A 24,891-nucleotide genomic window follows, 5' to 3' on the forward strand; every position below is an offset into this window, starting at 1 on the left:
CTGCTACGCCGTCCTGTCCACCGAGGACGACGTATCCGACGGCGGATATTTGGTCACGGGCACCACGAAGGACTTGTTGCGGACCTGGTAGATGATCTTGCCATTCTGCCCGTCGTCGGTCGCAATCTGCGCCTGGCCGAACATGATGACGTTCTTGTAGACGGTGCCGGTGCCCTGACGGGTGACGCCATCTGTGGTGACGCTGACCTGCGCTTCGTTGCCGTTGACAGCGAGCACCCTGAAGCTCGCGCTCTTGCCATTGTCACTGGAATAGCCGCCCCAGCTTCCCATCAGGCGGCTGTCGGAGGCCGGCGGCGCCTGCTTCTCGAGAGTCGCGGTCTGCTTGCCCGCGCCTGCAGATGACAACAGCACCAGACTCTTGCCGTCCTTGGTGCCGACCGTGACCGTGCCGAAGGTGAGAAGCGAACCGGCGACCTCGCCAAAGCCGCGCTCGGTGCGCCCGTTATGGGTGTACTCGACTTGCGCCCGAGCCCCGCGGATGTTCACGACCTTGAAGCTGACGGGCTGGTTGTTGCCAGCCCAATTGCCCTTCCACTCACCGAGCAGGGAGCTCTGGTGATACACTCGCTCGAGAGCGGGAGAAATCTGGCTGGTGCTCGAGGTGACGATGGCCATTGGGTTGCTCGGCGGATGTGTCTGACAGGCCCGCTTCTTTCGCGCCCCGACAGCAACGTCAGAACCTTATCCGGAAACAAATGAAAGCAGCCGATTAGGGCCACGCAACGGTTAACGCATGGTTAAAATTCCATCGCCGGCAAATAGGGCAAAAGGTCTCGTCCGGTGGCCGCGCTCAGCGACCCCAGCGGTCCGACCAGATCTTCTCGCCGATCATGCAGTTCACACGCGGCTCCTTGTCCTTCTCCGCAACCCGCATCACGGGACGCTCCGGCATACGGCCCGCAACCTCCATCAAGAGCTTGGTGCGGATGGCTTCCTTGAACTTATCGCGGTCCTTGATCGTGATGACGAAGGAACCGGGGCCGCCGATGACGCAATCCTCATAGTAGAAGTCGAGATTGTCGATATCCATGGTCGAATAGGACGGCTCCTTGACCATGATCGGCAGGCCGTTGATGACGATACCCTTCTCGATCGCTGCGTCGCGCGCAATCGTGACCGGAGTGCCATTGTTGTTGGGACCGTCGCCGGAAATGTCGATCACGCGGCGCAAGCCCCGATAGGGATCCTCGTCGAACAGCGGCATCGCGAAACTGATCGCGCCGGAGATCGAGGTGCGCGAGGCACGCCGGATCGGCGTCTTCAGGATTTCGGCGGCGACGGCATCGGCGGTCTCCGGTCCGTCGACCAGCCGCCACGGAATGATGATCTTCTGGTCGGTCGAAGCGGCCCACTCGAAATAGGTCACCGCGATCCGGCCGTTCGGGCCCAGCTTCAGCGCCTGCAGGAATTCCTTCGACTGGATCGCCTGCGCATAGCCTTCACGCTGGACCGCGAGCTCGTCCATGTCCATGGAGTAGGAGACGTCGACGGCGAGGATCAGCTCGACATCGACCGTCTGCGCGTCTCTGTCGGCTGCTTGCCGCTGCGGCTGATTTTTGAGTAGCGCCAGTCTGGGCGACTCAAACTTGGGTCCTGGTGCCGCGATGCCCGCGACGTCCCCTCCGGCGAACATGCCGGTCACCAGCACAGCCCCGATCGAGAACAGCAAGCGCATCGCAGCCTCCCGTCGTATGACCTGATGGTGACATGCAATCGCCTTGCCGCAAAGTCCGAAGATCGCTCGCGCTTCACATTCCGGTTAGGCATTTGCCAGTTAGGCATTTGCAGGCGGGAATTGCGAAGCAGTACGCAAAGCGGCCGCGATGTTGCCGCGCTCGCGCCGCTGGACTGCGCGATCGCCAGCACCGGCATGCACTAGTGCGGTGCGCTCCCGGACTGACGGGCCACTGGACAGAGCACCTCGCCCACTTGTCCGGCGCGATTTCCATGTTAGGCTGGCCGGACAGATGGGGATGGAGTCCCCCGACAACCGCCCGGCGGCCTGTGACCGTAGTGGGCTGATGACTCCTGCTTGAGGAGGGGCAATTTGGGGCCTCTGCCTTCGGCGGGAGCATGGACGAACCCGCCGCCGGCGGGTTTTTTGTTGCCTGGACGCGAAGGCAAGGAGCGGCCGAGGAGAGGCCGAGGAGAAGTCCTGGACGTGACGACGACAACACCGAATGCTGCGCGTGCGGGGCTGCCCAGGGGAATCTGGGTGCTCGGTTTCGTCTCGATGCTGATGGACGTCTCTTCCGAGATGATCCACGCACTGCTGCCGGTCTATCTCGTCACCGTGCTCGGCGCCTCCACGCTCACCGTCGGCTTCATCGAGGGCATTGCCGAGGCGACCGCCTCGATCACGAAGATCTTCTCCGGCGCGTTGTCCGACTGGCTCGGCCGGCGCAAATTGCTCGCCGCGCTCGGCTACGGGCTGGCCGCGCTGACAAAACCGCTGTTCCCGCTTGCCCCCAGCGTCGAATGGCTGGTTGCCGCGCGCTTCATCGACCGCGTCGGCAAGGGCATCCGCGGCGCGCCGCGCGATGCACTGATCGCCGATATCGCACCTATCGGTTTGCGCGGCGCGAGCTTCGGCCTGCGTCAGTCGCTCGACACTATCGGTGCGTTCGTCGGGCCGCTCATGGCGATCGGCCTGATGTGGTGGACGGCGGACAATTTTACGGCGGTGTTCTGGGTGGCGGTGCTGCCGGCGTTCCTGTCTTTCGGGCTGATCGCGTTCGCGGTGAGCGAGCCGGAGCCGGACCCTGGCCGGGAGCCGTCAAGGAATCCACTGAATACCGCCGCGATGCGCCAGCTCGGGTCCGTGTACTGGCGCGTGGTCGCGGTTGGCGTCGTGTTCACGCTGGCGCGTTTCAGCGAAGCCTTCCTCATCCTGCGCGCGCAGAACATCGGGCTCAATGCCATGTGGGTGCCGGCCGTGCTGGTGCTGATGAACATAGTCTATGCGTTGTCGGCCTATCCGGCCGGCGTGCTCTCGGACCGGATCAACCGCACCGGCTTGCTCGCGCTCGGCCTCGTCTTCCTCGCCGGCGCCGATCTCGCGCTCGCACTGCTGCCAAACCTTGGCGGCCTCGCCCTCGGCGTCGTGCTGTGGGGACTGCATATGGGATTGACGCAAGGCCTGCTCTCGGCCCTCGTCGCCGACGCAGCGCCACCGAGCTTGCGCGGCACCGCGTTCGGCTATTTCAACCTGTTCACCGGCCTTGCCATGCTGGCCGCAAGCGTGATCGCCGGAGCGCTGTGGGATAGCTATGGTCCGGCCGGCACGTTCCTGGCCGGGCTCGGCTTCGCGCTGGTCGCGCTCATGGGACTGTTCGCCGTCGGCAACGGGCTGGCAACGGAGGAGAAACGATGACGGGGGGCTGTTCGACGTGCTGAGCGGAGCGCTTACGATCATGATCGGCAGCGTGCTCGGCGGCTGCGCGCGCTATTTCATCTCCGGCGCGATCGCCCGGCGGCTGGGCGAGACGTTTCCGTGGGGCACCGTGACCATCAACGTCACCGGCGCCTTTCTGATCGGCATTTTTGGCGCATTGGCGACCCATCCCGGCTCGGCCTTCGCCGCGCCCGATCCATGGCTGTTCGCGGTCACCGGCTTTCTTGGCTGCTACACCACGGTGTCCTCGTTCAGCCTGCAAACGCTGACGCTGGCGCGCAACGGCGAGGCGATGCACGCGCTCGGAAATGTCGCGGTCTCCGTCGTGCTCTGCCTCGCCGCCGTCAGTTGCGGCTTCCTCCTCGCGGACACTCTGGGAGGCTAGAGGCAGATGAAGTCCCCCTCCTCTGCGGATCGCTGGCGCACCGCGACGCTCTATGCCTGGGTTGCCGCCGGCAGCATGGTCGGCGGGCTGACGCGCTATCTGGTCGGGCTTGCGCTCGACACCGGCCCCGGCTTCCCGGTCGCGACGCTGTTCATCAACGCCACGGGCTCACTGATCATCGGCTTCTACGCGACGCTGACCGGGCCCGACGGCCGCGTGCTGGCGCGGCCCGAGCACCGGCAGTTCGTCATGACCGGGTTCTGCGGCGGCTACACGACCTTTTCAACCTTCAGCCTGGAGACCTTCCGCCTGTTCCACGGCGGCATGAAATATACGGCGCTCGCCTATATCGCGGCATCCGTCATTTGCTGGCTGGTGTCGGTATGGGCAGGCCATATGATAGCCAGCGGCGCCAACCGCTTGCGAAGGAGCTAATCTTGCAAATCCCCAATCAGGCAGTTTCGCTCCGGATCTTCATTGGCGAGAACGACCATTTCGACGGCAAGCCGCTCTATGAAGCGATCGTGATGACGGCGCGCGAGCGGCATGTGGCCGGCGCTACCGTGCTGCGCGGCCCGATGGGCTTCGGCAAGTCGAGCCGGCTCCACACGTCGAAGATTCTGCGGCTCTCGGAAGACCTGCCGCTGTTGATCGAGATCGTCGACAGCGAGGACAACATCAATGCATTCCTGCCCATCCTGGATGGCATGATGTCGAGCGGCCTGATCACCTTGGAGAAGGTGCAGGTCCTGCAATATGGTGAGAAGGCCGCGCGCTGAGCGCGCGCCGGCAGGAACCCGAGCCCGCCATATCCGGGAGGCGGAATGAACGACACTGTTGCCAAACCTAAAACCAGGACGAAGACCAAGGTCGAGCGGCCGAAGCTGCATAAGGTCATCCTGATCAACGACGACTTTACGCCCCGCGAATTCGTCACGATGATCCTCAAAGCCGAGTTCCGCATGACCGAGGATCAGGCCTACAAGGTCATGATCACGGCCCATAAGCTCGGCGCCTGCGTGGTCGCCGTGTTCACCAAGGACGTCGCAGAGACCAAGGCTACCCGCGCAACGGATGCCGGCCGCACCAAGGGCTATCCCCTGCTGTTCACGACGGAGCCGGAGGAATAGTGGCCCCGGCCCGGCTTTGGTGCTTTTGCGCCTTCTTTCGGATTCAGCGCCGAATCCGCTCTGCCGAATAATGTATCTATTGGCCGTCAACAGGCGCATGGTGAGCCATCACCGGCCCATCACGGCGTCCATCGGTGACTGAGAGAGTCTTTGCGCTCCCGCCAATGCGGAGCGTCCCATGCAAGACACCACCAAGCGCACCATCCCGCTGAGCAATCGCCTTGCCCAATTGGCCGCCGAGGCCCGCCGTCGCGCGGAGATAGCCCCGCCCGGCGTTCAGCGGGAATCGCTGCTCAAAGCGGCGCGATTGAGCGAAACGGCCTCGCACATTCATGATTGGCTGAGTTCGCCAGGCCTGAAGGCGCCGCGCTAGTCGCCAATGCAGCATCGGCCTGCTGACGGAGCGGAAGCCCAAGGCAGCAGTGCCAGTTGAGCGCCGACGCCGCATTGCCGGCAACCGAACTCAAATATAAGTTGTACGTGGTGAACGATATCTTGTTTTGATTGTTGAGATAGCGTTCCCCGAACGCAGCGGGAGCAGCCAACAGCAAAGCAGCCCCCGATGATGAAATCTCTTATCGCCTTCGCGATGTTCGCGCTCCTCGGAGTGTCCGTGATGCTGTTGCCCGGTTTTGCTCCGCAAGTGAAGGCGCGCGAGACAGTCGCTTTGGCGAAGTCGGACCGGCTGGCGAGCCATCCGGTGGCCAGGAATTGCCTGGGCCAGGTCTGGCCGGACTTCGAAGCATCGTGTCTGCGCCGAGGTGAATCCGATGTCAGGATTCATGAAGCTCGTTTGGTCACTGCGCGCCGCTAGACCATCAATCTCAAAGCGCCGGCCGAGCTTGTCGGATGAGCCAGAAAGTGTCGTGCACAGATGTCAACACCTCCAACCTCCTTGCCGAACGTTCTCGTCGTCGAAGACGAGATGATCCTGCGCATGCGCGCGGTCGATATCGTGGAGGATGCAGGCTTCTGCCCTGTGGAGGCCGTCAACGCCGACGAAGCAATCTCGATCCTCGAGTCGCGGTCGGACATCTCGCTTCTGTTCAGCGACATCCAGATGCCCGGCACCATGGACGGGTTGAAGCTCGCCCACGCGGTGCACGATCGCTGGCCTGCCATCAAGATCGTGCTGGTTTCCGGTCAGGTAAAGCCGTCTGAAACCGAAACGCCGGCGGACAGTCGCTTCTTTCGCAAGCCGCTCGCCGTCGACGAAATGATCTCGCAGTTGCAGACGATGATCGGAGCGGGCGCGCTCAAAATCCTTCCGAACACAACGACGGATCCTGGGGAAAACCTCGAGGTTGCGCGATCGCCACAGGAATCGGTCCTGGTCGCGGAGAACGACAATCTGCGCCTGTTGCTGGAACAGGCCGACACCGACGCCAAGGTCCTGCTCGCTCAAGCCGGCATCGAAGCCCACGAACGCGAGGCTGCCGACAAGTTGCAAAAGCTGATCCTCGGAGAGCTGCATCATCGCATCAAGAATACGCTTGCGACGGTGAGCGCGATCGCAGCCCAGAGCTTTCGGGCCGCAATCAATCTCGAGCAAGGCCAAAAGGCCATGGATGGCCGCTTGCTGGCGTTGGGGCGCGCCCACGACCTGTTGATACAGGTCAGCTGGTCAAATGCGAGCCTCACTCACACCCTGAGCGGCGCCACCGATCCTTTTGACAGTCAGGGGGGTCGACGATTCCATTTCAATGGGCCGGATCTCCGGATCACGTCCGGTGCCGTGATAGCGCTCGCGATGACGTTCAACGAGCTCTGCACCAACACCACGAAGTTCGGCGCGCTGTCCAGTTCCTCCGGCCATGTCGAGATCGCATGGACGGTGGACGAGATCGAGCAAAGGCTGCGCCTGAAGTGGAGCGAAAGCGGCGGCCCTGCGGTGGCGCCGCCAACACGGCGAAGCTACGGCACCCGGATGATCGAATCGCTCGGCCAGCAACTGAACGGGCAGGTGCGGCTGGCCTATGAACCGTCCGGATTCGTCTATCAGCTGGATGTCCCGCTGAGGTCGGTGATCGCGTCGAACGCCTGAATTCTGCTTACCGGCTTGGCGGCGGTCATCCGAGGACGACCTCAGGCCATCGCCACCGGCGTCTCCTCCGTCAGCCCGTACACGCGTTGCGCCTTTGAAAAGCCTGCGATCGGGAATTCGCCGAGCTCGTGCCAGTCGTGCCGGCAGACATTGGCGAACATTTCCGAGGCGACGACGGTCCGCCCCAGGCGACCCGTGATCTTCTCGAGCCTGGCGGCAAGGTTCACGGCGGGGCCGATGCAGGTGAAGTCGAGGCGGTTGCCGCCTCCAATATTGCCGTAGAGGATGTTGCCGACGTGGAGCGCCACGCCGAAGCGGAAGCGCTCGACGACGTCGCCGACAGGATACGCGAGCGCCTCGACGCTGGCGCGGGATTCGCGCGCCGCTTCCAGCACGCGCGTGCAGACATGCGCGGCATCGCCGACATATTCGTCGATCGGGAATACCGCGAGCAGGCCGTCGCCCATGAATTTCAGCACCTCGCCGCCATGACCGCGGATCGCGGCGACCTGGCAGTCGAAATAATGGTTGAGGATCTCGACCACGGTCTCGGCCGGCAGCCGGTCCGACAGTGCGGTGAAGCCACGCAGATCGGAGAGCCAGATCGCAGCCTGCATGGTGTCGTTGTGGCCGCGGCGGATCTGACCGCCGAGGATGCGCGCGCCGGCACGATTGCCGACATAGGTGTCGAGAAGCATCTCGGCGGTGCGGCGCAGGCTGATGATCTCGGTGATGCGCGCCAGCGGCTTGATGATGGCGTGAATCGCCGCGATGTGGTCATCGGTGAAGCCGCCTGGATGGCGCGTGGTCCAGCTGGTCGCGTGGACCGAGCCGTCGAGAAACTGCATTGGCGTCGCGACGTAGTCGGTGACGCCTTCGGCACGCATGTCGTCGAAAAAAGGGAAATGCTTGCTGCGGGGATCCTCCATGCGTCCCCGCACCTCAAGTCCCTGCTCGAACACGACCCGCAGCGGACTTCTGGCGAATTCCGGCGTCTCCAGGATCTCGAAATCGACCGTGCCGATCTCGACCTCCTCGCCCTCCCGCCAGATGAAGTTGCGACCGAAAATTTCGGGATGCAGCGTGCGGATGAAGATGCCGAACCGCCATAGCGGCAGACCGGCTGCGACCATCCGTTCGCAGGCTTCCGCCGTCATCTCGGCCGGGGCCTTCGACGACCAGGCGCCGTCGATCAGCCAGCTGGTGATACGTTGGAGCTCGGAGCTTTCCATGCGCGCATTTGCGGACGAAGTTGTGGGATCGTCAAGCTGCGCGGTGGGCTAGTGGCGCGGTACAAGCGCCTCGCGCAACGCTACCGCCCGACCTGGCCGCGGTCGCGCAGGAAATGATCCGCCAGCACGCAGGCCATCATGGCTTCGCCGACGGGGACGGCGCGGATGCCGACGCAGGGATCGTGGCGGCCCTTGGTCATGATCTCGGTGTCGGCGCCGTTGCGATCGACGGTGAGACGCGGCTGCAGGATCGACGAGGTCGGTTTGACCGCGAAACGCACCACCACCGGCTGCCCCGTGGAGATGCCGCCCAGCACGCCGCCGGCGTGATTGGAGAGAAAACGCGTGCCGTCATTGCCGGTGCGCATCTCGTCGGCGTTCTCTTCCCCGGTGAGTTCGGCCGCGCCGAAGCCGGCGCCGATCTCGACGCCCTTCACGGCATTGATGCTCATCATTGCGGCGGCGAGCTCGGCATCGAGCTTGGCGTAGATCGGGGCGCCAAGGCCGGCCGGCACACCTTCGGCGACGACCTCGATCACAGCGCCGATCGAGGAGCCGCTCTTGCGGATGCCGTCGAGATAGGTCTCGAAGAACGCGGCCTTGTCCTTGTCGGGACAGAAGAACGGGTTTTTCGCAATCTCGTCCCAGTCCCACTTCGCGCGGTCGATCTTGTGCGGGCCCATCTGCACCAGCGCGCCGCGTACCTTCACGTCGGGCAGCACTTTTCGCGCGATCGCGCCGGCGGCGACGCGCGTCGCAGTCTCGCGCGCCGACGAGCGACCGCCGCCGCGATAGTCGCGCAGGCCGTACTTCGCTTCATAGGTGAAGTCGGCATGACCAGGGCGAAACTTGTCCTTGATCTCGGAATAGTCCTTCGAGCGCTGGTCGGTGTTCTCGATCAGGAGCCCGATCGGCGTGCCCGTCGTCACCTGCACGCCGGTCTCCGGATGCGCCATCACGCCGGAGAGGATCTTGACCTGGTCCGGCTCCTGACGCTGGGTCGTGAAGCGCGACTGGCCGGGCCGGCGGCGATCAAGATCACCCTGGATGTCGGCCTCGACGAGCGGAATCATGGGCGGGCAGCCATCGACCACGCAGCCGATCGCCACCCCATGGCTCTCGCCGAAGGTCGTGACGCGGAACATGTGGCCGAAGGTGTTGAAGGACATTCGTATCTCACTAATTCGGGAATAAGGCTCGATCGGTCTATGCCGAATCTCTCGTAGCCTTGACGGGACGGGCGCGAACAATCTTCCGGGCCGGCTTGGCCTTGAACATCATTTCCTCACCCGTAAAGGGGTTTGTACCCTTGCGCGCCTTGGTCGCAGGCTTCTTGACGACCACGAACTTGGCGAAGCCCGGTACCAGGAACAAGCCATTCTTCTTCAGCTCTTTGTGGCCAACATCCGTCAGCGTCTCCATAACGCTCTTAACGTCGCGCTTGGAGAGCTCGGTGGCAGTTGCAATCTTCTCGATGAGAGCCGACTTGGACATTTGCGTGTGCGAGCTGTGCTGGGACACAGCCGGACTTGGTGCCTTGCGTCTGAGCTCCGGCACGTACTTCTCTGCAACAGCATGACGTCTGTCGTCCGGCAGACGGCGACCGAGCGTCAGTTCGCTCTCGCTCAGCTTACGCTTTGCTGCCTGGAGGATCGACGAACTTGCCTTGGCTACGGCAGAAGGCACGTCCTCAGATGAATCATTGAGCGCATCATTCAAAGCTGCGAATATTTTGGGATCAATATGATCCTTGAAGACGGCGCCAAAATCGGATGGTTTCACTCTATCCCAAACGGTCGCCGCTTTGAGTTGCAGAGCGATCCGAATGACATCATCGAGCTCGACTTCGTGGGGGTCCTTGAGATCGGCTAAATACCTCACAAAGGTCGCAACAACTCCGGCAAGCGCGTCGTCTCGATCCGACCGACCTCTTATCGCTTCTATGTCGCTCGGCCGCAAACGATGCAGTCTATCGAGAGATACCGACGTTGCAGCTTTCACGTTCTATTCCTCGCCATCGTCGGGATGAACACGTCCTGCAGCTTGATACCGTATCGGGCAAACTCCTTTGCCGCATTTGCCAAGTGATCAGGAGTGCGGCCGGGACGCGTGCCATATCGGCCGGAACCATTCGTGATGCACCAGGCAGCAGATGGCTTATAATGAAGATCGAATAGAATTTCTCCACCAATCCTTCCCGGACCGGCTTCGATGAGGGCGGGGTGGCTAAGCTTTTGCGTACCTTCCGCAGTTCGGAAATACCGCGCTCGTGGAAAGATGTATTCTCGCGTCGTCGCGTTCACGACTTCCTCGATAGAAAACCAGAACTTGCCTACACTATCCACGACCCACAGGATCGGCAATTCGGAGTAGACATAGCGCGTAACACCGAGACCTTTCTCGGTCACCACCATCAGTTGCTTCAACAGCCGAGCTGTATCGCGCGAAAGTCTGTGAAGACTCTGCGGTCGAAGTTCTCCTTCCAATGGGTCAACCCTGTCGGGAGCTAGTGCTTCTCCAAAAGTCTCGTCCAGGGCAAGAATAAGCGTAGGCCCCCCCTTCCCAGGCATCAATTCTCCATCGTCGCTGACAGTATTGGTTCGTTCAGGCCTATACACGCTCCCCTACAGTCAATCGACAGGAAAAGGGAACCCCGCAACCTTCGCGCGAAATTCCTCAAAGGTTATGAAGCGACTCGATTACTTTCTCGAGAGATTTAGTGACAGCCGACTGATCATTCAACCCATTGACGTTGTTGCAAAATTGGGAACATGTCGACGGCCTCCATCAATCGAGAAATACGCGCTGATGCAAAATTAAACGTACTTCTCCAGCCGCCCGTCCCGGAACACGTAGACGGCGCCCTGCTCGATGTAGAGTTCGGCGGCGGTCGCCGGCGTCTCCAGGCCGAGTGAAACCATCAGGGCCCGGCAGGTCCCGCCATGGGCGACCGCGACGGTGTCGGTCCGGAGCTGGTCGTACCAGGCGCGCACGCGGACCTGGACATCGGCGTAGGTCTCCCCGCCCGCGGGGCCCACCGTCCATTTGTCGGCGAGGCGCCGGGCGTAGATGTCGGGATCGGAGGCCTCACCCTCGGCTAGCGTCAGCCCCTCCCAGGTGCCGTAGCCGATCTCGCGCAGGCGATCGTCGAGCGTATAGTCCGCAGTCGGCAGGTCGAGCGTGCTCCGCGCCAGTTCCATAGTCACTTGCGCGCGGCCAAGCGGACTCGACACGTAGGGTAATGCAGCCTTGTCGCGGCCCTCGCGCTTGAACAAATCGGCGAGAATGCCGCCGGCCTGCACGGCCTGATCGCGACCGCGCGCGTTCAGCGGAATGTCCTTGATGCCCTGAAGCCTCCCGAGCGCATTCCACTCGGTCTCGCCGTGGCGAAGGTAATAGATCGTGGGCACGGGCATTGCTGGGTGAAAAGTTAGTCCTTCCCGCCAAACGAAATGTCCGGCGCCTCCGGGCGCTTCATGCCGAGCACGTGATAGCCGGAATCGACGTGGTGCACCTCGCCGGTGACGCCGCGCGAGAGGTCGGAGAGGAAATACAGCGCGCTGCCGCCGACGTCTTCCGTGGAGACGTTGCGCCGCAGCGGTGCGTTGGCCTCGTTCCACTTCAGGATATAGCGGAAATCGCCGATGCCGGACGCCGCGAGGGTTTTGATCGGCCCCGCGGAGATCGCGTTGACGCGGATGTTCTTCTCGCCGAGATCGGCGGCGAGATAACGCACGCTCGCTTCGAGCGCCGCTTTCGCAACGCCCATGACGTTGTAATGCGGCATCCACTTCTCGGCGCCGTAATAGCTGAGCGTGATGAGCGAGCCGCCGTCGGTCATCAGCTTCTCGGCGCGTTGCGCCACGGCTGTGAACGAGTAGCAGGAGATCAGCATGGACTTCGAAAAATTCTCCTGCGTGGTGTCGACGTAGCGGCCGTCGAGCTGCTCGCCATAGGCGATCGCATGCACGAGGAAGTCGATCTTGCCCCACTTCTCCTTCAGCACCGCGAAGGCCGCATCGATGGTCGCGGCATCGGTGACGTCGCAATGGCCGAGCACGAGCCCGCCGATCTCGGCGGCGAGCGGCTCGACGCGCTTCTTCAGCGCATCGCCCTGATAGGTGAAGGCGAGCTCGGCGCCGGCCGCGTGGCATGCCTTGGCAATGCCCCAGGCGATCGAGCGGTTGTTGGCAACGCCGAGGACCACGCCTCGCTTGCCCTGCATCAGACCTGAATTCTGCGCCATTTTGCTAACGTCCCGTCGAGCTCCCGGTGAGGTTTGGAGGTACACCAGCCCTCCGTTGCGGTACAGTCCTAATACGCGGCGTTAACGCTGTTTCAAGGGCCGGAATAGCCGTTCCGCTCGGGTGTTATGATCGTTGTGGCGCTCGCGCCGAACATCAGGACGTCAAGACCGCAATGAGTGCGTTTCGCCAGAGTGTTGAAGCCATGATCCCGGCGTTGCGCCGCTACGCCCGCGCGCTCACGCGCGAGGCGGATGCGGCCGATGATCTGGTGCAGGATACGCTGGTGCGAGCGCTGCGTTCGGAGCGCCTGTTTCTCGGGGGCGACGTCAGGAGCTGGCTCTATACGATCCTGACCAACCTCAACAAGAACCGGCGGCGCTCGCTGGCACGGCGGCCGCAATTCATGCAGCTGACGGAGAACAACCCGGATGCCAGCGGGACCGAAGCCGAAGGGCGCGATATCGAGAGGGCGCTGGCGACGCTCGTCGAGGAGCAACGCTCGGTGCTGCTCCTGGTCATGCTGGAGGGCATGAGTTACCGCGAGGTCGCCGACATCCAGGGCGTGCCGATCGGCACCGTGATGTCGCGCCTGGCACGCGCACGCGCCCACGTCAAAGCCTCGCTGGAGGGCGAGCGCCCGGCGCTCAGGCGGGTGAAATGATGGCAGGATTGATGCATCGCGCCGGTCGTTCCTCCTGCATGGCATGGGAAGCGGCGCAGTTGAACCACGAAGAACATTTTGGGCCGCAGAGCCAGAGACGATCGATATGAACGACCGCAAGATCCCAGTGACCGAGGACGAACTGCACGCCTATGTCGATGGCGAGCTGCCGGCCGAGCGCCGCGCCGATGTCGAGGCCTGGCTTGCCGCGCAGCCCGAGGATGGCGAGCGCGTGCAGTCCTGGCGCGCCATGGCCGAGATGCTGCACGCCCGCTACGATTCCGTCGCCCAGGAGCCGGTGCCGGCGCGGCTCGAGCTCGAACGGCTGGAGCGCCGCCCGCGGCACTGGCTCTATGGCGCCGCCGCGGCCGTGCTGGTGGCCTTCGTCGCCGGCGGCACCGCCGGCTGGCTGGGGCATGGCGCCGCCAACGCGCCGTCGACCTTCCAGAGTTTTACGACTGACGCGCTCGACGCCCACCGCCTCTATGTCGTCGAGGTTCGCCATCCCGTCGAGGTCGGCGGCAACGAGCGCGACCACCTCCAGGCCTGGCTGACCAGACGTTGCGGCTGGACCGTGTTTGCACCGAACCTAGAGGGGAGTGGACTGAAGCTCGTCGGTGGCCGGCTCTTGCCGGGGCCGAACGGGCCAGCGTCGTTCCTGATGTATGAGGGCGCCTCGGGCGAGCGGTACACGATCTACACCGCCAAGACCGAGAATGGCGCGACGCAGATGCGCTACGCCAGAACGGACAAGGACGGGGCGCTGTTCTGGTCGGAGCGCGGCGTCGGCTACGTCGTCAGCGGTGGCGGCGACCGGGATCGGCTCACCAAAGTGGCGCAGGCGGTCTACGACCAGGCAGAGAAAAGCGGCACCTAGACAACCACGCCAACGCGGTGCCTCGATTCCGACATTGAAAATTTGGAATGAAGACATCGGCGCGTCTCATTATCGCACCGGATGATCACGCGAAAATGAGCAGCGTTCGATCCGCCGATCGACGCGGGCGGCCTCGATTGGGGTTTTTGGTACCGCGCTGGTCCCCCTCTCGAGGCCGCACCTTTTTATCGGCTGCCCCGCCGGACAGCCGACACATCGAGCATGTGGACCAAGAAGGGCTACCACGCCTCAAGCATATGATGAGCATCATCTCGACGGACGACGCTCTCAGTCTTTAGGAGAACCCCTTCATATTTTCCGGATCACGCTTAGCCAAACCCGCTACGTGGATTGTAGGGGTGCTGGTCCCGCCACTTCTGCATCAATGCTTCCAGCTCGGCGTCGTTCCCGTCCGGTAGCATAATCCTGACGGTGACGAAGAGATCCCCGGTTCCGCCAGCTTTTGGCAGTCCCTTGCCCTTGAGGCGGAAGGTCCGGCCGCTGGAGGTGTTTTGCGGGACCGAAAGCTCCACGGCATTGCCGAGGGTGGGCACGCGGACCTTGCCGCCAAGCACCGCCTCGTAGAGCGTGACCGGCAGGTCGATCCTGAGATCGGCGCCCTCGATCTTGAAGAACGGATGCTGCGCGATGCTGATCGTGATCAGGAGATCGCCGGGCGGATGGCCCTGAGCGCTCTCGCCCTGCCCCCGCAACCGGATCTGCTGGCCTTCGGTGACGCCGGCCGGAATCTTGACGTTGAGTTCCTTGCCATTCGGCAGCCGGACGCGCTTCTCGCCGCCCTTCACCGCCTCCTCCAGAGAGACGGTCATGGCGACATTGACGTCGAGATCGAGCCCGATCCCGCCGGTGTCGAATTCGAACTGGGCACCGCCGCCGGCCCCGGGCCGCGGACGCGGCCCACCGCCAAACATGCTGTTGAGGATGTCCTCGAACGCGCCGCCGCCCGGACCAGGGCCCGCGCCGCCGCCGCGGAACGTATAGCTCTCGAACCCGCCAGGACCCGCGCGCCCGCGCGGCCCACCGCCGCCGCCCGGAAAACCCTGGAAGCGCGGCTTGCCGTCGGCGTCGATCTCGCCGCGGTCGAATTGCTTGCGCTTATCCTCGTCGCCGAGGATCTCGTTGGCCGTATTGAGCTCAGCGAAGCGCTCGGCCGCCTTCGGGTCGTTCTTGTTGCTGTCGGGATGGTGCTTCTTGGCAAGCTTGCGATAGGCGCTCTTGATCGCGGCAGCGTTGGCGCTCCGCGGCACCCCCAAGACCTCATAGGGGTCGCGCATCCGTCACGTCTCCTTCAAGAAATCGAATTGTTCAAAGGGCTCCCCGCCCCAACTGAGCCTCATGTGGGGGGCGAGTGGTATTTTTGCAACTAGCCTGGCGAAGCGATTCCTAGCTCCGCCACGGCTTTAGCGTATGAATCTCCCAACTGCCACGGCTGCTTTGACAGCCCGCACCCTGGAGCCAGCTTTCGGTGCTGCCGTTGACGTAGCTCGCCAGGAAGTCGCGGCACTTGCGGCCGTCCTCGGCGGCATAGGATTGCGCGATCGGCGTGACCGAACCGCGCGCCCCGGTTTCCGGATTCTCCCAATGCTGGCTGGAATCCTTATCGTTCTTGCTGAGGACGTCGGAGGCAGCGTTGCGGGCGAAGGCGAGATCGGTGTCGGTCGGCGCCTTGGCCGGCATTGCGATCGAGCCGGTGAGGTCGCTGTCGTCGGCCTTGGCGTAGGCACTCTTGTCGTTGCGGGAGAAGCTGCAGCCGCCGGCGCCGAGCCCGATCAGAATGATCGTCATGACGAAGCCGGATGGCCGGATCGCCGATAGGCCAACGCGTCCCCATACCCTATATAGGGCGGTAGCAGACAACGACGCGTTTTGGACCGCAGGACGCAACTCGGACCCCAGACATGACCGACACGAGCTCGATGAAACACCAGACACCCTTAACATCCGGTGATTTCACCGCCGCCGACGAGCCCTTTGCGCTGTTCGAGGCCTGGCTGGACGAAGCCATCAAGAGCGAGCCGAACGATCCGAACGCCATGGCGCTCGCCACCGTCGATCCCGATGGCCTGCCGGACGTGCGCATGGTGCTGATGAAGGGCTTCGATACTGATGGTTTCGTCTTCTACAGCCACATCGCCAGCCAGAAGGGCCGCGAACTCGCCGCAAATCCTAAGGCGGCGTTACTTTTTCACTGGAAGTCGCTGCGCCGTCAGGTCCGCATCCGCGGCAACGTGACGCCGGTGACCGAAGCCGAGGCCGACGCCTATTTCGCGACCCGGCCGAAGCAGGCGCAGATCGGCGCCTGGGCGAGCAAGCAGTCGCAGGAGCTCGAGAGCCGCTTCGCCTTCGAGCAGGCGATCGCCAAGGTCGCCGCCAAGCACATGATCGGGGAGGTGCCACGGCCGCCGGGCTGGAGCGGCTGGCGTATCACGCCGTCGCGTATCGAGTTCTGGCATGACCGCCCATTCCGCCTGCACGACCGCATCGAATTTCGCCGTGACGCGGCCGGCCAGAAATGGTCCAAGACGCGGATGTATCCCTAGTGTTTTGTTCGAGCATGATCCTTTCGGAAAGCCCCTCCGGGTCCGGATCATGCTCCAACCTGAAAGACCTTCATGCCGCAGCCTTCCAATGCGCCGCGCCGTACGCTGCTCCTGACCGGAGCGAGCCGCGGCATCGGCCATGCCACCGTGATCCGTTTCTCCTCGGCCGGCTGGCGCGTGATCACCTGCTCGCGGCATCCGTTCCCGGAGGATTGTCCGTGGGACGCGGGCCCTGAGGACCATATCCAGGTCGACCTCGCCACCCCCGCAGATACCACGCGCGCGATCTCCGACATCCGCGACCGTCTCGAAGGCGGCATGCTGCATGCGCTGGTCAACAACGCCGCGATCTCGCCGAAGGGGGCCGGCGGCTCCAGGCTCGGCTCGATCGACACGGACCTCGACACCTGGACGCACGTGTTCAATGTCAACTTCTTCGCGCCGATCATGATGGCGCGCGGGCTGATCGAGGAACTGAAAACGGCCAAGGGCTCTGTCGTGAACGTCACCTCGATCGCGGGCTCGCGCGTGCATCCCTTCGCGGGCGCGGCCTACGCCACCTCGAAGGCCGCGCTGGCGTCCCTGACGCGCGAAATGGCCTCCGACTTCGGCCGCGTCGGCGTGCGCGTCAACGCGATCGCGCCGGGCGAGATCGACACCTCGATCCTGTCGCCGGGCACCGAGAAGATCGTCGACCAGCAGATCCCGATGCACCGGCTCGGCACACCGGACGAGGTCGCCAAGATCATCTACGTGCTGTGCACGGACACCAGTTCTTACGTCAACGGCGCCGAGATCCACATCAACGGCGGCCAGCACGTGTAGGCTACCGCGTCATTGCAAGCGCAAGCGAAGCAATCCAGACTGCCTCGGTGAGGACAGTCTGGATTGCCTCGTCGCTTCAGTGCAAAATTGCTTCGCAATTTTGTCGCGAGGTCCTCGCAATGATGATGTTGGAAGTAACGCCGGAGAAGCAAGGCGATCCAGACAACGCCGCCGCAAGACCTGGATCGCCCTTAGCTTCCGTTCCTCAATCGAGTCGAATCCGACGTGACCTCTCGCGTGGCTGCGGAGCGGCCGTGCTGATTGCAGTCGAGCAATCGTCGTCGTTCTCGCCGTCGAGCAGCGGAGCACCACAGTGCCGGCACATGCGTGCCGACATCGACGACGCCTTGCCGCTCGTCGCGACGTGGCGATAGCTCGCCAGATCGATGACGTTGGGGGGCGTCGTTATGTGTTTTTCAACCATGGCTGTTCCTCGCGGCTTACCTGCTCCTTATCGCAGACAAGTTTCGCGCAAACGTTCAGCCCACCGCTCAAATTTTACCGGAGGAATTGGGGCGGCGAGCACACATCGCCGTGCGGCCGCAATCCCGCTCTATTCTGCGACACCAGACGCTGTGTCTCTGCGTCCGGCGTAAGGTCTCGGTCACTATTACAGCCACTTCTTCCACTTGAAGATCCAGTACGGAACGATCGCCGCAATCAGCATCAGCACCAGCGCGAACGGATAACCGTGCACCCATTCGAGTTCCGGCATCGACTTGAAGTTCATGCCGTAGATCGAGGCGATCAGCGTCGGCGGCATCAGGACAACCGCCATGACCGAAAACAGCTTGATGATGTTGTTCTGCTCGAGATTGACGACGCCGAGCATGGCGTCGAGCACAAAGGTGATCTTGCTGGAGAGATAGGAGGCGTGATCGGTCAGCGAGACGACGTCACGCTGCATGGTCTTGAGCTGCTCGCGCATGTCCTTCGACCATTTCACGCCCTCCACCACCGCGGAAAGGAAGGCGACGACGCGGCCGATCGAGACCAGGCTCTCGCGAACCTTGGAGGTCAGATCGCCCTTGCGGCCGATCGAGATCAGGATTTGCGAATATTGCTTGGCGTGACCGTGGCGCTCGCTCTCCGGCTCGAAAATGTCATGGGAGACCTGATCGATCTCGGCGCCGCAGCGCTCCAGGATGTCGGCGCAGCGGTCGATCACGGCATCGAGCAGCTCCATCAGCACCATCTCGCCGGTGATGGCCGGTGTGCAGGAACGGGCCAGCTTGGCCTCGACCAGCGCAAAGGGCTTGGGCTGGTCATAGCGCACCGTTACCAGGCGGTGGTCGCCCAGAATGAACGTGACCGCCGTGGTCCTCGGCATATCGGTATCGGATTGGCACATCAGCGTCGCGGTCATGTAGCGCGCGCCGTTCTCCATATAGAGGCGGCTCGAGATCTCGATCTCCTGCATGTCCTCCCGGGTCGGGATTGCGATCCCCGAGAGCTTCTCGACGGCTTTGTCCTCGGCCGCGGTGGGGTTGACCAGGTCGATCCAGACCGCATGCTCCGGGACTGCTGCGAGATCCTCGATGACGGCCTTCTTGAGGGAGGACTCGAAGGGAACGAACACAGAAAACATGCACAACTCCAGCAGGGGCCTGCGACAGACTGACAGCGCTTAGCGCGATTCTGACAAGTTGATGATGACAAGCACATTAACGGAGCGTTTGCATTTGTGGCGACGCCATGGCCCAACTGTGGCACGGAATCGACACTTACGACCGTTTTGCCCAGAAATCGGCTCTGGCCCGCAAAACTTGCGGCAGAAAAGCCACAGGTAAGGTCTTGCAGCGCGGGAGAAGCGTCGTGAGGCTGGAATTGTGGCAGATTTCAACGATAATGGGGCCAACGGAATCGTGGAATTGGGCTTACTCAAGCTCCACGAAAGCTTGTTGTTGTCGATTGGAACCAAATCATGTCGTCGCTGAAAGTTACGCTGGGTATTTTGGCCGCTGGCCTGATGCTGTCGGGCTGCATGCAGGCCACGCATTTTGAAGCGACCGACACCAAGGCCTTCAAGCCGAAGGACAAGGAACTCCTTGCCAAGGTTCGGTACGAGAACACCCCGGTCGCAGAGCCGTTCCGCCGCGCCATCGTTGAGTACCACCGCAAGGAATCGCCGGGCTCGATCGTGGTCGATTCCGACAACCATTACCTCTACTACGTTCTGGATGGCGGCAAGGCGATCCGCTACGGCATCACCGTCGGTGAAGAAGCCATGGCTTGGTCGGGCATCGCCAAGGTGGGCAGCAAGACCGAGTGGCCGGCCTGGCACCCCACCCCCGGCGAAATTTCGCGCCTGGGCGTGCCCACCTTCGTCGCCCCCGGTCCGGACAATCCAATGGGCTCCCGCGCGATGTATCTCTACTCCGGCGGCAAGGACACATTGTTCCGCATTCACGGCACCAACCAGCCGGAATATATCGGCGCGTCGATCTCGTCGGGCTGCATCCGCCTGACCAACGAGGACGCGATCGACCTCTATGATCGCGTCAAGGTCGGCACCCTCGTTGTGGTGCTCGAGCCCAAGCATGGCGACTCGCCCTACAATTCACGGCTTGCGCTCGGCGGCAGCCAAACTGGCCAGGCGGGCAGCTACTGATCAGGTACCTGATCTCTGACATTCAAAAGCGCCGGTTTCACCGGCGCTTTTTTGTTGCCGGCTTGTGCGGCCGGGCTTTTTGGCCGTCGGCCGCCGGCTTGTCCGGGGAGGCAGCCGACTTCTCCGCCGCCTCGTCGTCAATTCCTTGCTTCGTCTCGGGCTTGGCCTCGGGCTTCGCTTCGGGTTTGGCCGCGACCTCACGCGGCGGCGCCTCCTCGGGCCGTTCCGCCGGCAGCAGCGGGGCAACCTGCGGCAGCGGATCCCAGACGTTCCACTGGCAGATCCGGTAGTCGTTGCGCCGCTGCGCGAGATCGAGATGGATATGGTCCTCGTGGTACCAATCCGAGCCGGGGCCGAGCACAGTCGAAAAGCGCGAGCAGACCGAATGCAGCACGCGCTCGCGCACCTCGCGCGGCATGGTGCGGTCGGTCAGGCCGATCGACTGCCCATTAGCGAGCTTGATGGCGCGCACATCGATCGCATTGGCCTTGCCGTGCTCGGACAGCATGGCGCCGACGACGCGGTTGCGGCCACGACACTCGAAGCTGTCGAAATTGTCGAGATCGCTGATGGTCGAGCCGAGGCTCGCGGCCAGCGGCACCACGTCCTTGCGCACCCAATCGGCGATTGCGGATGCCATGGTGCAGCGGAGGATCGCCGCCGGCTTGACCGCCACGTTGCGCTTGTCCGGCAGCACGATGGCCTCGAGCCGCACCAGATCCTCGCCGCCACAGGCGCCGGGGCCGCGGATATCCGGGATCGAAGGCGCGATCGCGATCTCCTCGGTCAGCGCGAGGCGGCACGCCGAGGCCTGCTTCTCGGGCGGCGGCGCGGCTTCGGCGGGCTGGGCGGCGCCAGGTTTGTCCGCGGAAGGCTTGTCTTCGGTCTCCGCAGGAGCCTCGTCCGATGCCTTGGCCGACCCCTTGGGGGCCTCCTCGGGGCGAGGTCTTGGGAGCGGGATCCTGCCAGAGATATTGGCAGAATGAACCGTGGCGCGCGGCCGTGGTGCCGCAATACCAAAGATGTCCAGCGGGGACCCATATTTGCGCGCCTCTGCCCGATCCGCGAGCCCGAGCGCGACGGTAACCATTGCCGCGCCGACGGACATATAGCCGCGATAAGACCATTTGCGGCGAAAGGCGGGCAGGCTAAAACTCATGACAATTCTTTGGCCCAACGCTGAGAGCGACAATCCGCCCAGCGGCTTCTCGGAGGAACGACGGAATGCTTGGTTTGATGCAAGACTGGCCCCTGCTCTGCCACAGGATCATCGAACACGCCGCCAAGATTCATGGCAAGCAGGAGGTCGTGACGCGCTCGGTCGAGGGACCGATCCATCGCACCACCTATGCCGATATCCACAAGCGCGCGCTCAAGGTCTCGCAGATGCTGGAGCGCGACGGCATCAAGCTCGGCGACCGTGTCGCAACGATCGCCTGGAACACCTGGCGCCATCTTGAGGTCTGGTACGGCATCATGGGGATCGGCGCCATCTGCCATACCGTCAATCCCCGCCTTTTCCCCGAGCAGATCGCCTGGATCATCAACCATGCGCAGGACCGCATCGTGATGACCGATATCACGTTCATTCCGGTCCTGGAGAAGATCGCCGACAAGCTGACAAGCGTGGAACGCTATGTCGTGCTCACCGACAAGGCGCACATGCCGCAGACGACGCTGAAGAACGTGGTCGCCTACGAGGACTGGATTGCGGAGGCCGACGGCAAGTTTAAATGGAAGGACTTTGACGAGAACACGGCGGCCGCGATGTGCTACACATCGGGCACCACCGGCGATCCCAAAGGCGTGCTGTATTCGCATCGCTCCAACGTGCTGCACGCGCTGATGGCCAACAATGTCGACGCGCTCGGTACCAGCGCCTCCGAAACCATGCTTCCCGTGGTGCCGCTCTTCCACGCCAACAGCTGGGGCATCGCCTTCTCCGCGCCGTCGCAGGGCACCAAGCTCGTCATGCCCGGCGCCAAGCTCGACGGCGCCTCGGTCTATGAGCTGCTCTCGACCGAGAGGGTGACGCATACCGCCGGCGTGCCCACGGTGTGGCTGATGCTGCTCCAGCACATGACCGCCAACAATCTGAAGCTGCCGGACCTGAAGATGGTGATCTGCGGCGGCTCGGCGATGCCGCGTTCGATGATCAAGGCCTTCCTCGACATGGGCTCGAACGTCCGTCACGCCTGGGGCATGACCGAGATGAGCCCGATCGGCAGCGTCGCGGCGCTGAAGCCGCCGTTCCAGAATGCGACCGGCGAGGCGCGGCTCGACGTGCTCCAGATGCAGGGCTACGCGCCGTTCGCCGTCGAGATGAAGATCACCGACGATGCCGGCAAGGAACTGCCGTGGGACGGCACGACCTTCGGCCGCCTCAAGGTCGCCGGCCCGGCCGTCGCCAAGGCCTATTACCGGGTCGACGCCAACATTCTCGACGAGGACGGCTTCTTCGACACCGGCGACGTCGCGACCATCGACGAAGCCGGCTACATGCGGATCACCGACCGCTCCAAGGACGTGATCAAGTCCGGCGGCGAGTGGATTTCCTCGATCGAGCTGGAGAACCTCGCAGTCGGCCATCCCGCGGTGGCGGAAGCCGCCGTGATCGGCGTGTTCCATCCCAAATGGGACGAGCGTCCGCTGCTGATCGTGCAGCTGAAGCAGGGCCAGCAGGCCAGCCGCGAGGACATCCTGAAGTTCATGGATGGCAAGATCGCCAAATGGTGGATGCCCGACGACGTTGCCTTCGTCGACGGTATCCCCCACACGGCGACGGGCAAGATCCTGAAGACCGCGCTGCGCGATCAGTTTAGGGAATACCGCTTCCCGAACGCGGCGGCGTAGGCCATCTCGGACGTCGTGCCCGGGCTTCGTCCCGCCTGCGGGGCCAAAGCCCCTTCGGCGCGGCGACGGCCCGGACATCCGCGTCCTCATGGCAAAAAGACGTGAATGGCCGGTCAAGCCCGGCCATGACGATGCAGCCTTCTGCGGAACTCTTGAATTTGCCCGCGGGCCGTGGTCTCAACGGCCCATCGTCGTGCCAGATCGGCCGGCACCGTCCCCAAGATCCCGGCAGAGCTCACCCGATGGCCCGCAGGTTTTCCGCTCCCTATCAGTCGGAGCCCGTGTCCAGCCTCGCGAGCTGGGCGCGCAATCTGGCCGTGTTCGCCGTGGTGGCGGTGGTGGTCTCGATCATCATCGTCCGGTTCGGCTTCCTGGAGATGAAGCCGGCGCTCGCGACCTTCTTCGGCGGGCTCGGGATCGCCGCGCTCTCGATCCTGTTCGGGCTCGCCGGCTTTGCCGCGATCTGGCAGAACGGCTCGCGCGGCATGGCGCGCATCCTGCTTGCGTTCCTGATCGACGGCGCGATCCTCGCCTATCCCGCTTATCTCGGCCTGCAATACCGCAAGCTGCCGGCGATCCACGACATCACCACCGACCCGATCGACCCGCCGCGCTTCGACGCACTGGCTCGCCTGCGCACTGGGGATGGTGCCAATACCGCTGTGTATGCCGGCCTCTATTCGGCCGAGCAGCAGCGTCAATTCTATCCCGATATCGAGCCGATCGAGCTCGAGATTTCAGTCGACCGCGCCTATGCGATCGCGCTTCAGCTGGTCAACAAGCGCAAATGGTTGATCATCGACGAGCGCGCGCCGCAGCCGCCGCGCCGCATCGGTCGCATCGAGGCGGTGGCGCGCTCCCCGATCATGGGTTTCCGCGAGGACATCGCCATCCGGGTCGTGCCCGATGGCGAGGATTCCCGCGTCGATATCCGCTCCGCCTCGCGCTACTTCGAGAGCGACCTCGGCAGCAACGCAGCGCGCGTGAAGAAATTCATCGACGATCTCAACACCGCCGCCGATGCCGACGCACTCAAGCCGGTGAAGAAGACGCCGGTGGCGCCGCCGAAGGCGCCGGCGAAGACGGTGAAGAAGTGACGGAAGGCTAAGCGTTCGCCATCCGATAGGTCCCGCCGATCACGGGATCGCCGTCCGTCGCCACCACGCCGCGGGCGACCAGGTCTTCCAGATGCGCCAGCACGGAATAGCCCGCCGCGGTGGTGAGCCTCGGATCGATGCCGATATAGATCGCCCGGACCATGGTCGGGATGTCGGTCTCGCCCTTGGCAAGGCGGTGCAGGATGGAGGCCTCGCGCGCCTTGCGGTGACGGATCAGGAAGCGCACGAAGCGCGGGCCTTCTGGAATTTCGGGGCCGTGACCGGAGAAATACACATCCTCCTCGCGCGCGGCGAGACGATCCAGCGATTCCATGTAGTCGATCATCGAGCCGTCGGGCGGGGCCACGATCGAGGTCGACCATCCCATCACGTGATCGCCGACGAAGTTGAATTTTCGCTCGGGCCAGGCAAAAGCGAGGTGGTTGGCGGTATGGCCGGGTGTCGCCACGGCCTCGAGCCGCCAGCCATCTCCTTCGACCACGTCGCCATGGCCGATCCTGATATCGGGCGCGAAGTCGCGGTCGGCGCCGGATTCCGGGTTGTGCTTCTCGCTCTCGAAGCGCGGGCGCGAGGCGCGGTGCGGGCCTTCGGCGTAAACTGGCGCGCCGGTCGACCGCTTGATCCGCGCGGTGTTCGGCGAATGGTCGCGGTGGGTGTGGGTGACGAAGATATGGCTCACCGTCTCGCCGCTGACGGCATCGAGCAGCGCCGCCGCATGCGCCTCGTCGTCCGGACCGGGATCGATGATCGCGACGTTGCCCCGGCCCACGATGTAGCTGACCGTGCCGGTGAAAGTGAACGGACTCGGATTGTTACAGAGCACGCGCCGCACGCCGGGGCGGACTTCCTCGACGATGCCGGGCTTCAGCGGAAAGTCGCGGTTGAACGGGACGTCGTCGTTGTCGGACATGGCTTGCTCGTACCTTGCTGAC

At 63.4% G+C, this 24,891-nt stretch carries 29 protein-coding genes and 1 riboswitch; of the genes, 15 read left to right on the forward strand and 14 right to left on the reverse strand.

The annotated features are described in order from the left end of the window. Window positions 1–3 precede the first annotated feature (3 nt). Together RX329_RS33005 and RX329_RS33010 are read right to left on the reverse strand one after the other, a co-directional pair. Window positions 4–636 carry a hypothetical protein gene (locus RX329_RS33005; protein WP_018456252.1) on the reverse strand — a complete coding sequence of 211 codons (633 nt, stop codon included), beginning with the start codon at window positions 634–636 and terminating at the stop codon, window positions 4–6. A 175-nt stretch (window positions 637–811) separates the two neighbouring features. Further along, on the reverse strand, window positions 812–1,696 hold the full coding sequence (locus RX329_RS33010) for a DUF1194 domain-containing protein (RefSeq protein WP_018456251.1): 885 nt from the start codon (window positions 1,694–1,696) through the stop codon (window positions 812–814). A gap of 285 nt (window positions 1,697–1,981) precedes the next feature. After that, window positions 1,982–2,059, forward strand: a riboswitch (Fluoride riboswitch). A 123-nt stretch (window positions 2,060–2,182) separates the two neighbouring features. Here RX329_RS33010 and RX329_RS33015 point away from each other — a divergent pair. From RX329_RS33015 to RX329_RS33050, 8 genes are all read left to right on the forward strand, one after another. Continuing rightward, window positions 2,183–3,394 (forward strand): MFS transporter, encoded by a 1,212-nt coding sequence (locus RX329_RS33015; protein ID WP_247565635.1) that lies wholly within the window; start codon window positions 2,183–2,185, stop codon window positions 3,392–3,394. Window positions 3,395–3,434: 40 nt separating this feature from the next. Beyond that, window positions 3,435–3,800 carry a fluoride efflux transporter CrcB gene (gene crcB / locus RX329_RS33020; protein ID WP_035969403.1) on the forward strand — a complete coding sequence of 122 codons (366 nt, stop codon included), beginning with the start codon at window positions 3,435–3,437 and terminating at the stop codon, window positions 3,798–3,800. Window positions 3,801–3,806: 6 nt separating this feature from the next. Beyond that, window positions 3,807–4,235 carry a fluoride efflux transporter CrcB gene (gene crcB, locus RX329_RS33025; protein WP_247565637.1) on the forward strand — a complete coding sequence of 143 codons (429 nt, stop codon included), beginning with the start codon at window positions 3,807–3,809 and terminating at the stop codon, window positions 4,233–4,235. A gap of 2 nt (window positions 4,236–4,237) precedes the next feature. Then, on the forward strand, window positions 4,238–4,579 hold the full coding sequence (locus RX329_RS33030) for a DUF190 domain-containing protein (protein WP_317244857.1): 342 nt from the start codon (window positions 4,238–4,240) through the stop codon (window positions 4,577–4,579). Window positions 4,580–4,624: 45 nt separating this feature from the next. Further along, on the forward strand, window positions 4,625–4,930 hold the full coding sequence (clpS, locus tag RX329_RS33035) for an ATP-dependent Clp protease adapter ClpS (RefSeq protein WP_007594672.1): 306 nt from the start codon (window positions 4,625–4,627) through the stop codon (window positions 4,928–4,930). Between the two features lie 178 nt (window positions 4,931–5,108). Further along, complete coding sequence (locus tag RX329_RS33040; RefSeq protein WP_219678576.1) at window positions 5,109–5,303, forward strand: hypothetical protein; 195 nt, start codon at window positions 5,109–5,111, stop codon at window positions 5,301–5,303. Between the two features lie 189 nt (window positions 5,304–5,492). Beyond that, window positions 5,493–5,744: a hypothetical protein gene (locus RX329_RS33045; protein ID WP_247565638.1), complete on the forward strand. Its 252-nt coding sequence runs from the start codon at window positions 5,493–5,495 to the stop codon at window positions 5,742–5,744. Between the two features lie 60 nt (window positions 5,745–5,804). After that, the gene (locus tag RX329_RS33050) at window positions 5,805–6,974 is read left to right on the forward strand and encodes a sensor histidine kinase (protein WP_410706135.1); all 1,170 of its coding nucleotides are present in this window, start codon (window positions 5,805–5,807) and stop codon (window positions 6,972–6,974) included. Window positions 6,975–7,015: 41 nt separating this feature from the next. Here the strand turns inward: RX329_RS33050 and RX329_RS33055 are convergent, their stop codons facing one another. The 6 genes from RX329_RS33055 to fabI all read right to left on the reverse strand — a co-directional run bounded on the left by RX329_RS33055 (window position 7,016) and on the right by fabI (window position 12,452). Continuing rightward, window positions 7,016–8,206: an adenylate/guanylate cyclase domain-containing protein gene (locus RX329_RS33055; RefSeq protein WP_085361370.1), complete on the reverse strand. Its 1,191-nt coding sequence runs from the start codon at window positions 8,204–8,206 to the stop codon at window positions 7,016–7,018. Between the two features lie 80 nt (window positions 8,207–8,286). Continuing rightward, window positions 8,287–9,375, reverse strand: coding sequence for a chorismate synthase (aroC, locus tag RX329_RS33060; protein WP_018456243.1), 1,089 nt, complete (start codon window positions 9,373–9,375; stop codon window positions 8,287–8,289). A gap of 37 nt (window positions 9,376–9,412) precedes the next feature. After that, window positions 9,413–9,700 (reverse strand): HU family DNA-binding protein, encoded by a 288-nt coding sequence (locus RX329_RS33065; protein ID WP_085361385.1) that lies wholly within the window; start codon window positions 9,698–9,700, stop codon window positions 9,413–9,415. A 503-nt stretch (window positions 9,701–10,203) separates the two neighbouring features. Further along, window positions 10,204–10,620 (reverse strand): hypothetical protein, encoded by a 417-nt coding sequence (locus tag RX329_RS33070; RefSeq protein WP_317244859.1) that lies wholly within the window; start codon window positions 10,618–10,620, stop codon window positions 10,204–10,206. A gap of 402 nt (window positions 10,621–11,022) precedes the next feature. Then, a complete protein-coding gene (locus tag RX329_RS33075) occupies window positions 11,023–11,622 on the reverse strand; it encodes a histidine phosphatase family protein (RefSeq protein ID WP_317244860.1) in 600 nt (199 codons plus the stop codon). Between the two features lie 14 nt (window positions 11,623–11,636). Continuing rightward, window positions 11,637–12,452, reverse strand: coding sequence for an enoyl-ACP reductase FabI (gene fabI, locus RX329_RS33080; protein ID WP_085361367.1), 816 nt, complete (start codon window positions 12,450–12,452; stop codon window positions 11,637–11,639). 173 nt (window positions 12,453–12,625) lie between these two features. On the opposite strand from fabI, the gene RX329_RS33085 reads away from it, so the two are divergent. Then, complete coding sequence (locus RX329_RS33085; protein ID WP_007594679.1) at window positions 12,626–13,114, forward strand: sigma-70 family RNA polymerase sigma factor; 489 nt, start codon at window positions 12,626–12,628, stop codon at window positions 13,112–13,114. Window positions 13,115–13,220: 106 nt separating this feature from the next. After that, window positions 13,221–13,991, forward strand: a complete 771-nt coding sequence (locus RX329_RS33090; protein ID WP_247369231.1) for an anti-sigma factor family protein — start codon at window positions 13,221–13,223, stop codon at window positions 13,989–13,991. 329 nt (window positions 13,992–14,320) lie between these two features. On the opposite strand, the gene RX329_RS33095 is transcribed toward RX329_RS33090, so the two are convergent. Next, window positions 14,321–15,286, reverse strand: a complete 966-nt coding sequence (locus RX329_RS33095) for a DnaJ C-terminal domain-containing protein (protein WP_247369232.1) — start codon at window positions 15,284–15,286, stop codon at window positions 14,321–14,323. A 109-nt stretch (window positions 15,287–15,395) separates the two neighbouring features. Then, on the reverse strand, window positions 15,396–15,797 hold the full coding sequence (locus RX329_RS33100; RefSeq protein WP_247290981.1) for an RT0821/Lpp0805 family surface protein: 402 nt from the start codon (window positions 15,795–15,797) through the stop codon (window positions 15,396–15,398). Between the two features lie 113 nt (window positions 15,798–15,910). Here RX329_RS33100 and pdxH point away from each other — a divergent pair, with 113 nt between their 5' ends. Further along, window positions 15,911–16,552, forward strand: a complete 642-nt coding sequence (gene pdxH, locus RX329_RS33105) for a pyridoxamine 5'-phosphate oxidase (RefSeq protein WP_317244861.1) — start codon at window positions 15,911–15,913, stop codon at window positions 16,550–16,552. A 72-nt stretch (window positions 16,553–16,624) separates the two neighbouring features. Then, the gene (locus RX329_RS33110) at window positions 16,625–17,377 is read left to right on the forward strand and encodes an SDR family NAD(P)-dependent oxidoreductase (RefSeq protein ID WP_007607375.1); all 753 of its coding nucleotides are present in this window, start codon (window positions 16,625–16,627) and stop codon (window positions 17,375–17,377) included. A 205-nt stretch (window positions 17,378–17,582) separates the two neighbouring features. Here the strand turns inward: RX329_RS33110 and RX329_RS33115 are convergent, their stop codons facing one another. Both RX329_RS33115 and RX329_RS33120 read right to left on the reverse strand, forming a co-directional pair. Beyond that, a complete protein-coding gene (locus RX329_RS33115) occupies window positions 17,583–17,801 on the reverse strand; it encodes a hypothetical protein (RefSeq protein WP_026233114.1) in 219 nt (72 codons plus the stop codon). A 186-nt stretch (window positions 17,802–17,987) separates the two neighbouring features. Beyond that, a complete protein-coding gene (locus tag RX329_RS33120) occupies window positions 17,988–18,965 on the reverse strand; it encodes a magnesium transporter CorA family protein (RefSeq protein WP_018456234.1) in 978 nt (325 codons plus the stop codon). Between the two features lie 336 nt (window positions 18,966–19,301). Between RX329_RS33120 and RX329_RS33125 the strand changes: the two genes are divergently transcribed. After that, entirely contained in the window at window positions 19,302–19,988 is a 687-nt protein-coding gene (locus tag RX329_RS33125) for a L,D-transpeptidase (RefSeq protein ID WP_018456233.1), read from the forward strand. Between the two features lie 37 nt (window positions 19,989–20,025). Here RX329_RS33125 and RX329_RS33130 read toward each other — a convergent pair whose 3' ends face one another. Beyond that, on the reverse strand, window positions 20,026–21,147 hold the full coding sequence (locus tag RX329_RS33130; protein ID WP_317244862.1) for an extensin family protein: 1,122 nt from the start codon (window positions 21,145–21,147) through the stop codon (window positions 20,026–20,028). Window positions 21,148–21,212: 65 nt separating this feature from the next. Between RX329_RS33130 and RX329_RS33135 the strand changes: the two genes are divergently transcribed. Further along, complete coding sequence (locus RX329_RS33135) at window positions 21,213–22,841, forward strand: fatty-acid--CoA ligase (protein WP_085352551.1); 1,629 nt, start codon at window positions 21,213–21,215, stop codon at window positions 22,839–22,841. Window positions 22,842–23,083: 242 nt separating this feature from the next. Next, a complete protein-coding gene (locus tag RX329_RS33140) occupies window positions 23,084–23,938 on the forward strand; it encodes a DUF1499 domain-containing protein (protein WP_085352553.1) in 855 nt (284 codons plus the stop codon). Window positions 23,939–23,945: 7 nt separating this feature from the next. On the opposite strand, the gene RX329_RS33145 is transcribed toward RX329_RS33140, so the two are convergent. Beyond that, complete coding sequence (locus RX329_RS33145; protein WP_085352554.1) at window positions 23,946–24,869, reverse strand: MBL fold metallo-hydrolase; 924 nt, start codon at window positions 24,867–24,869, stop codon at window positions 23,946–23,948. Window positions 24,870–24,891: the final 22 nt, after the last annotated feature.

The organism is Bradyrhizobium sp. BWC-3-1 (assembly GCF_032917965.1).
Lineage (GTDB): Bacteria > Pseudomonadota > Alphaproteobacteria > Rhizobiales > Xanthobacteraceae > Bradyrhizobium > Bradyrhizobium canariense_D.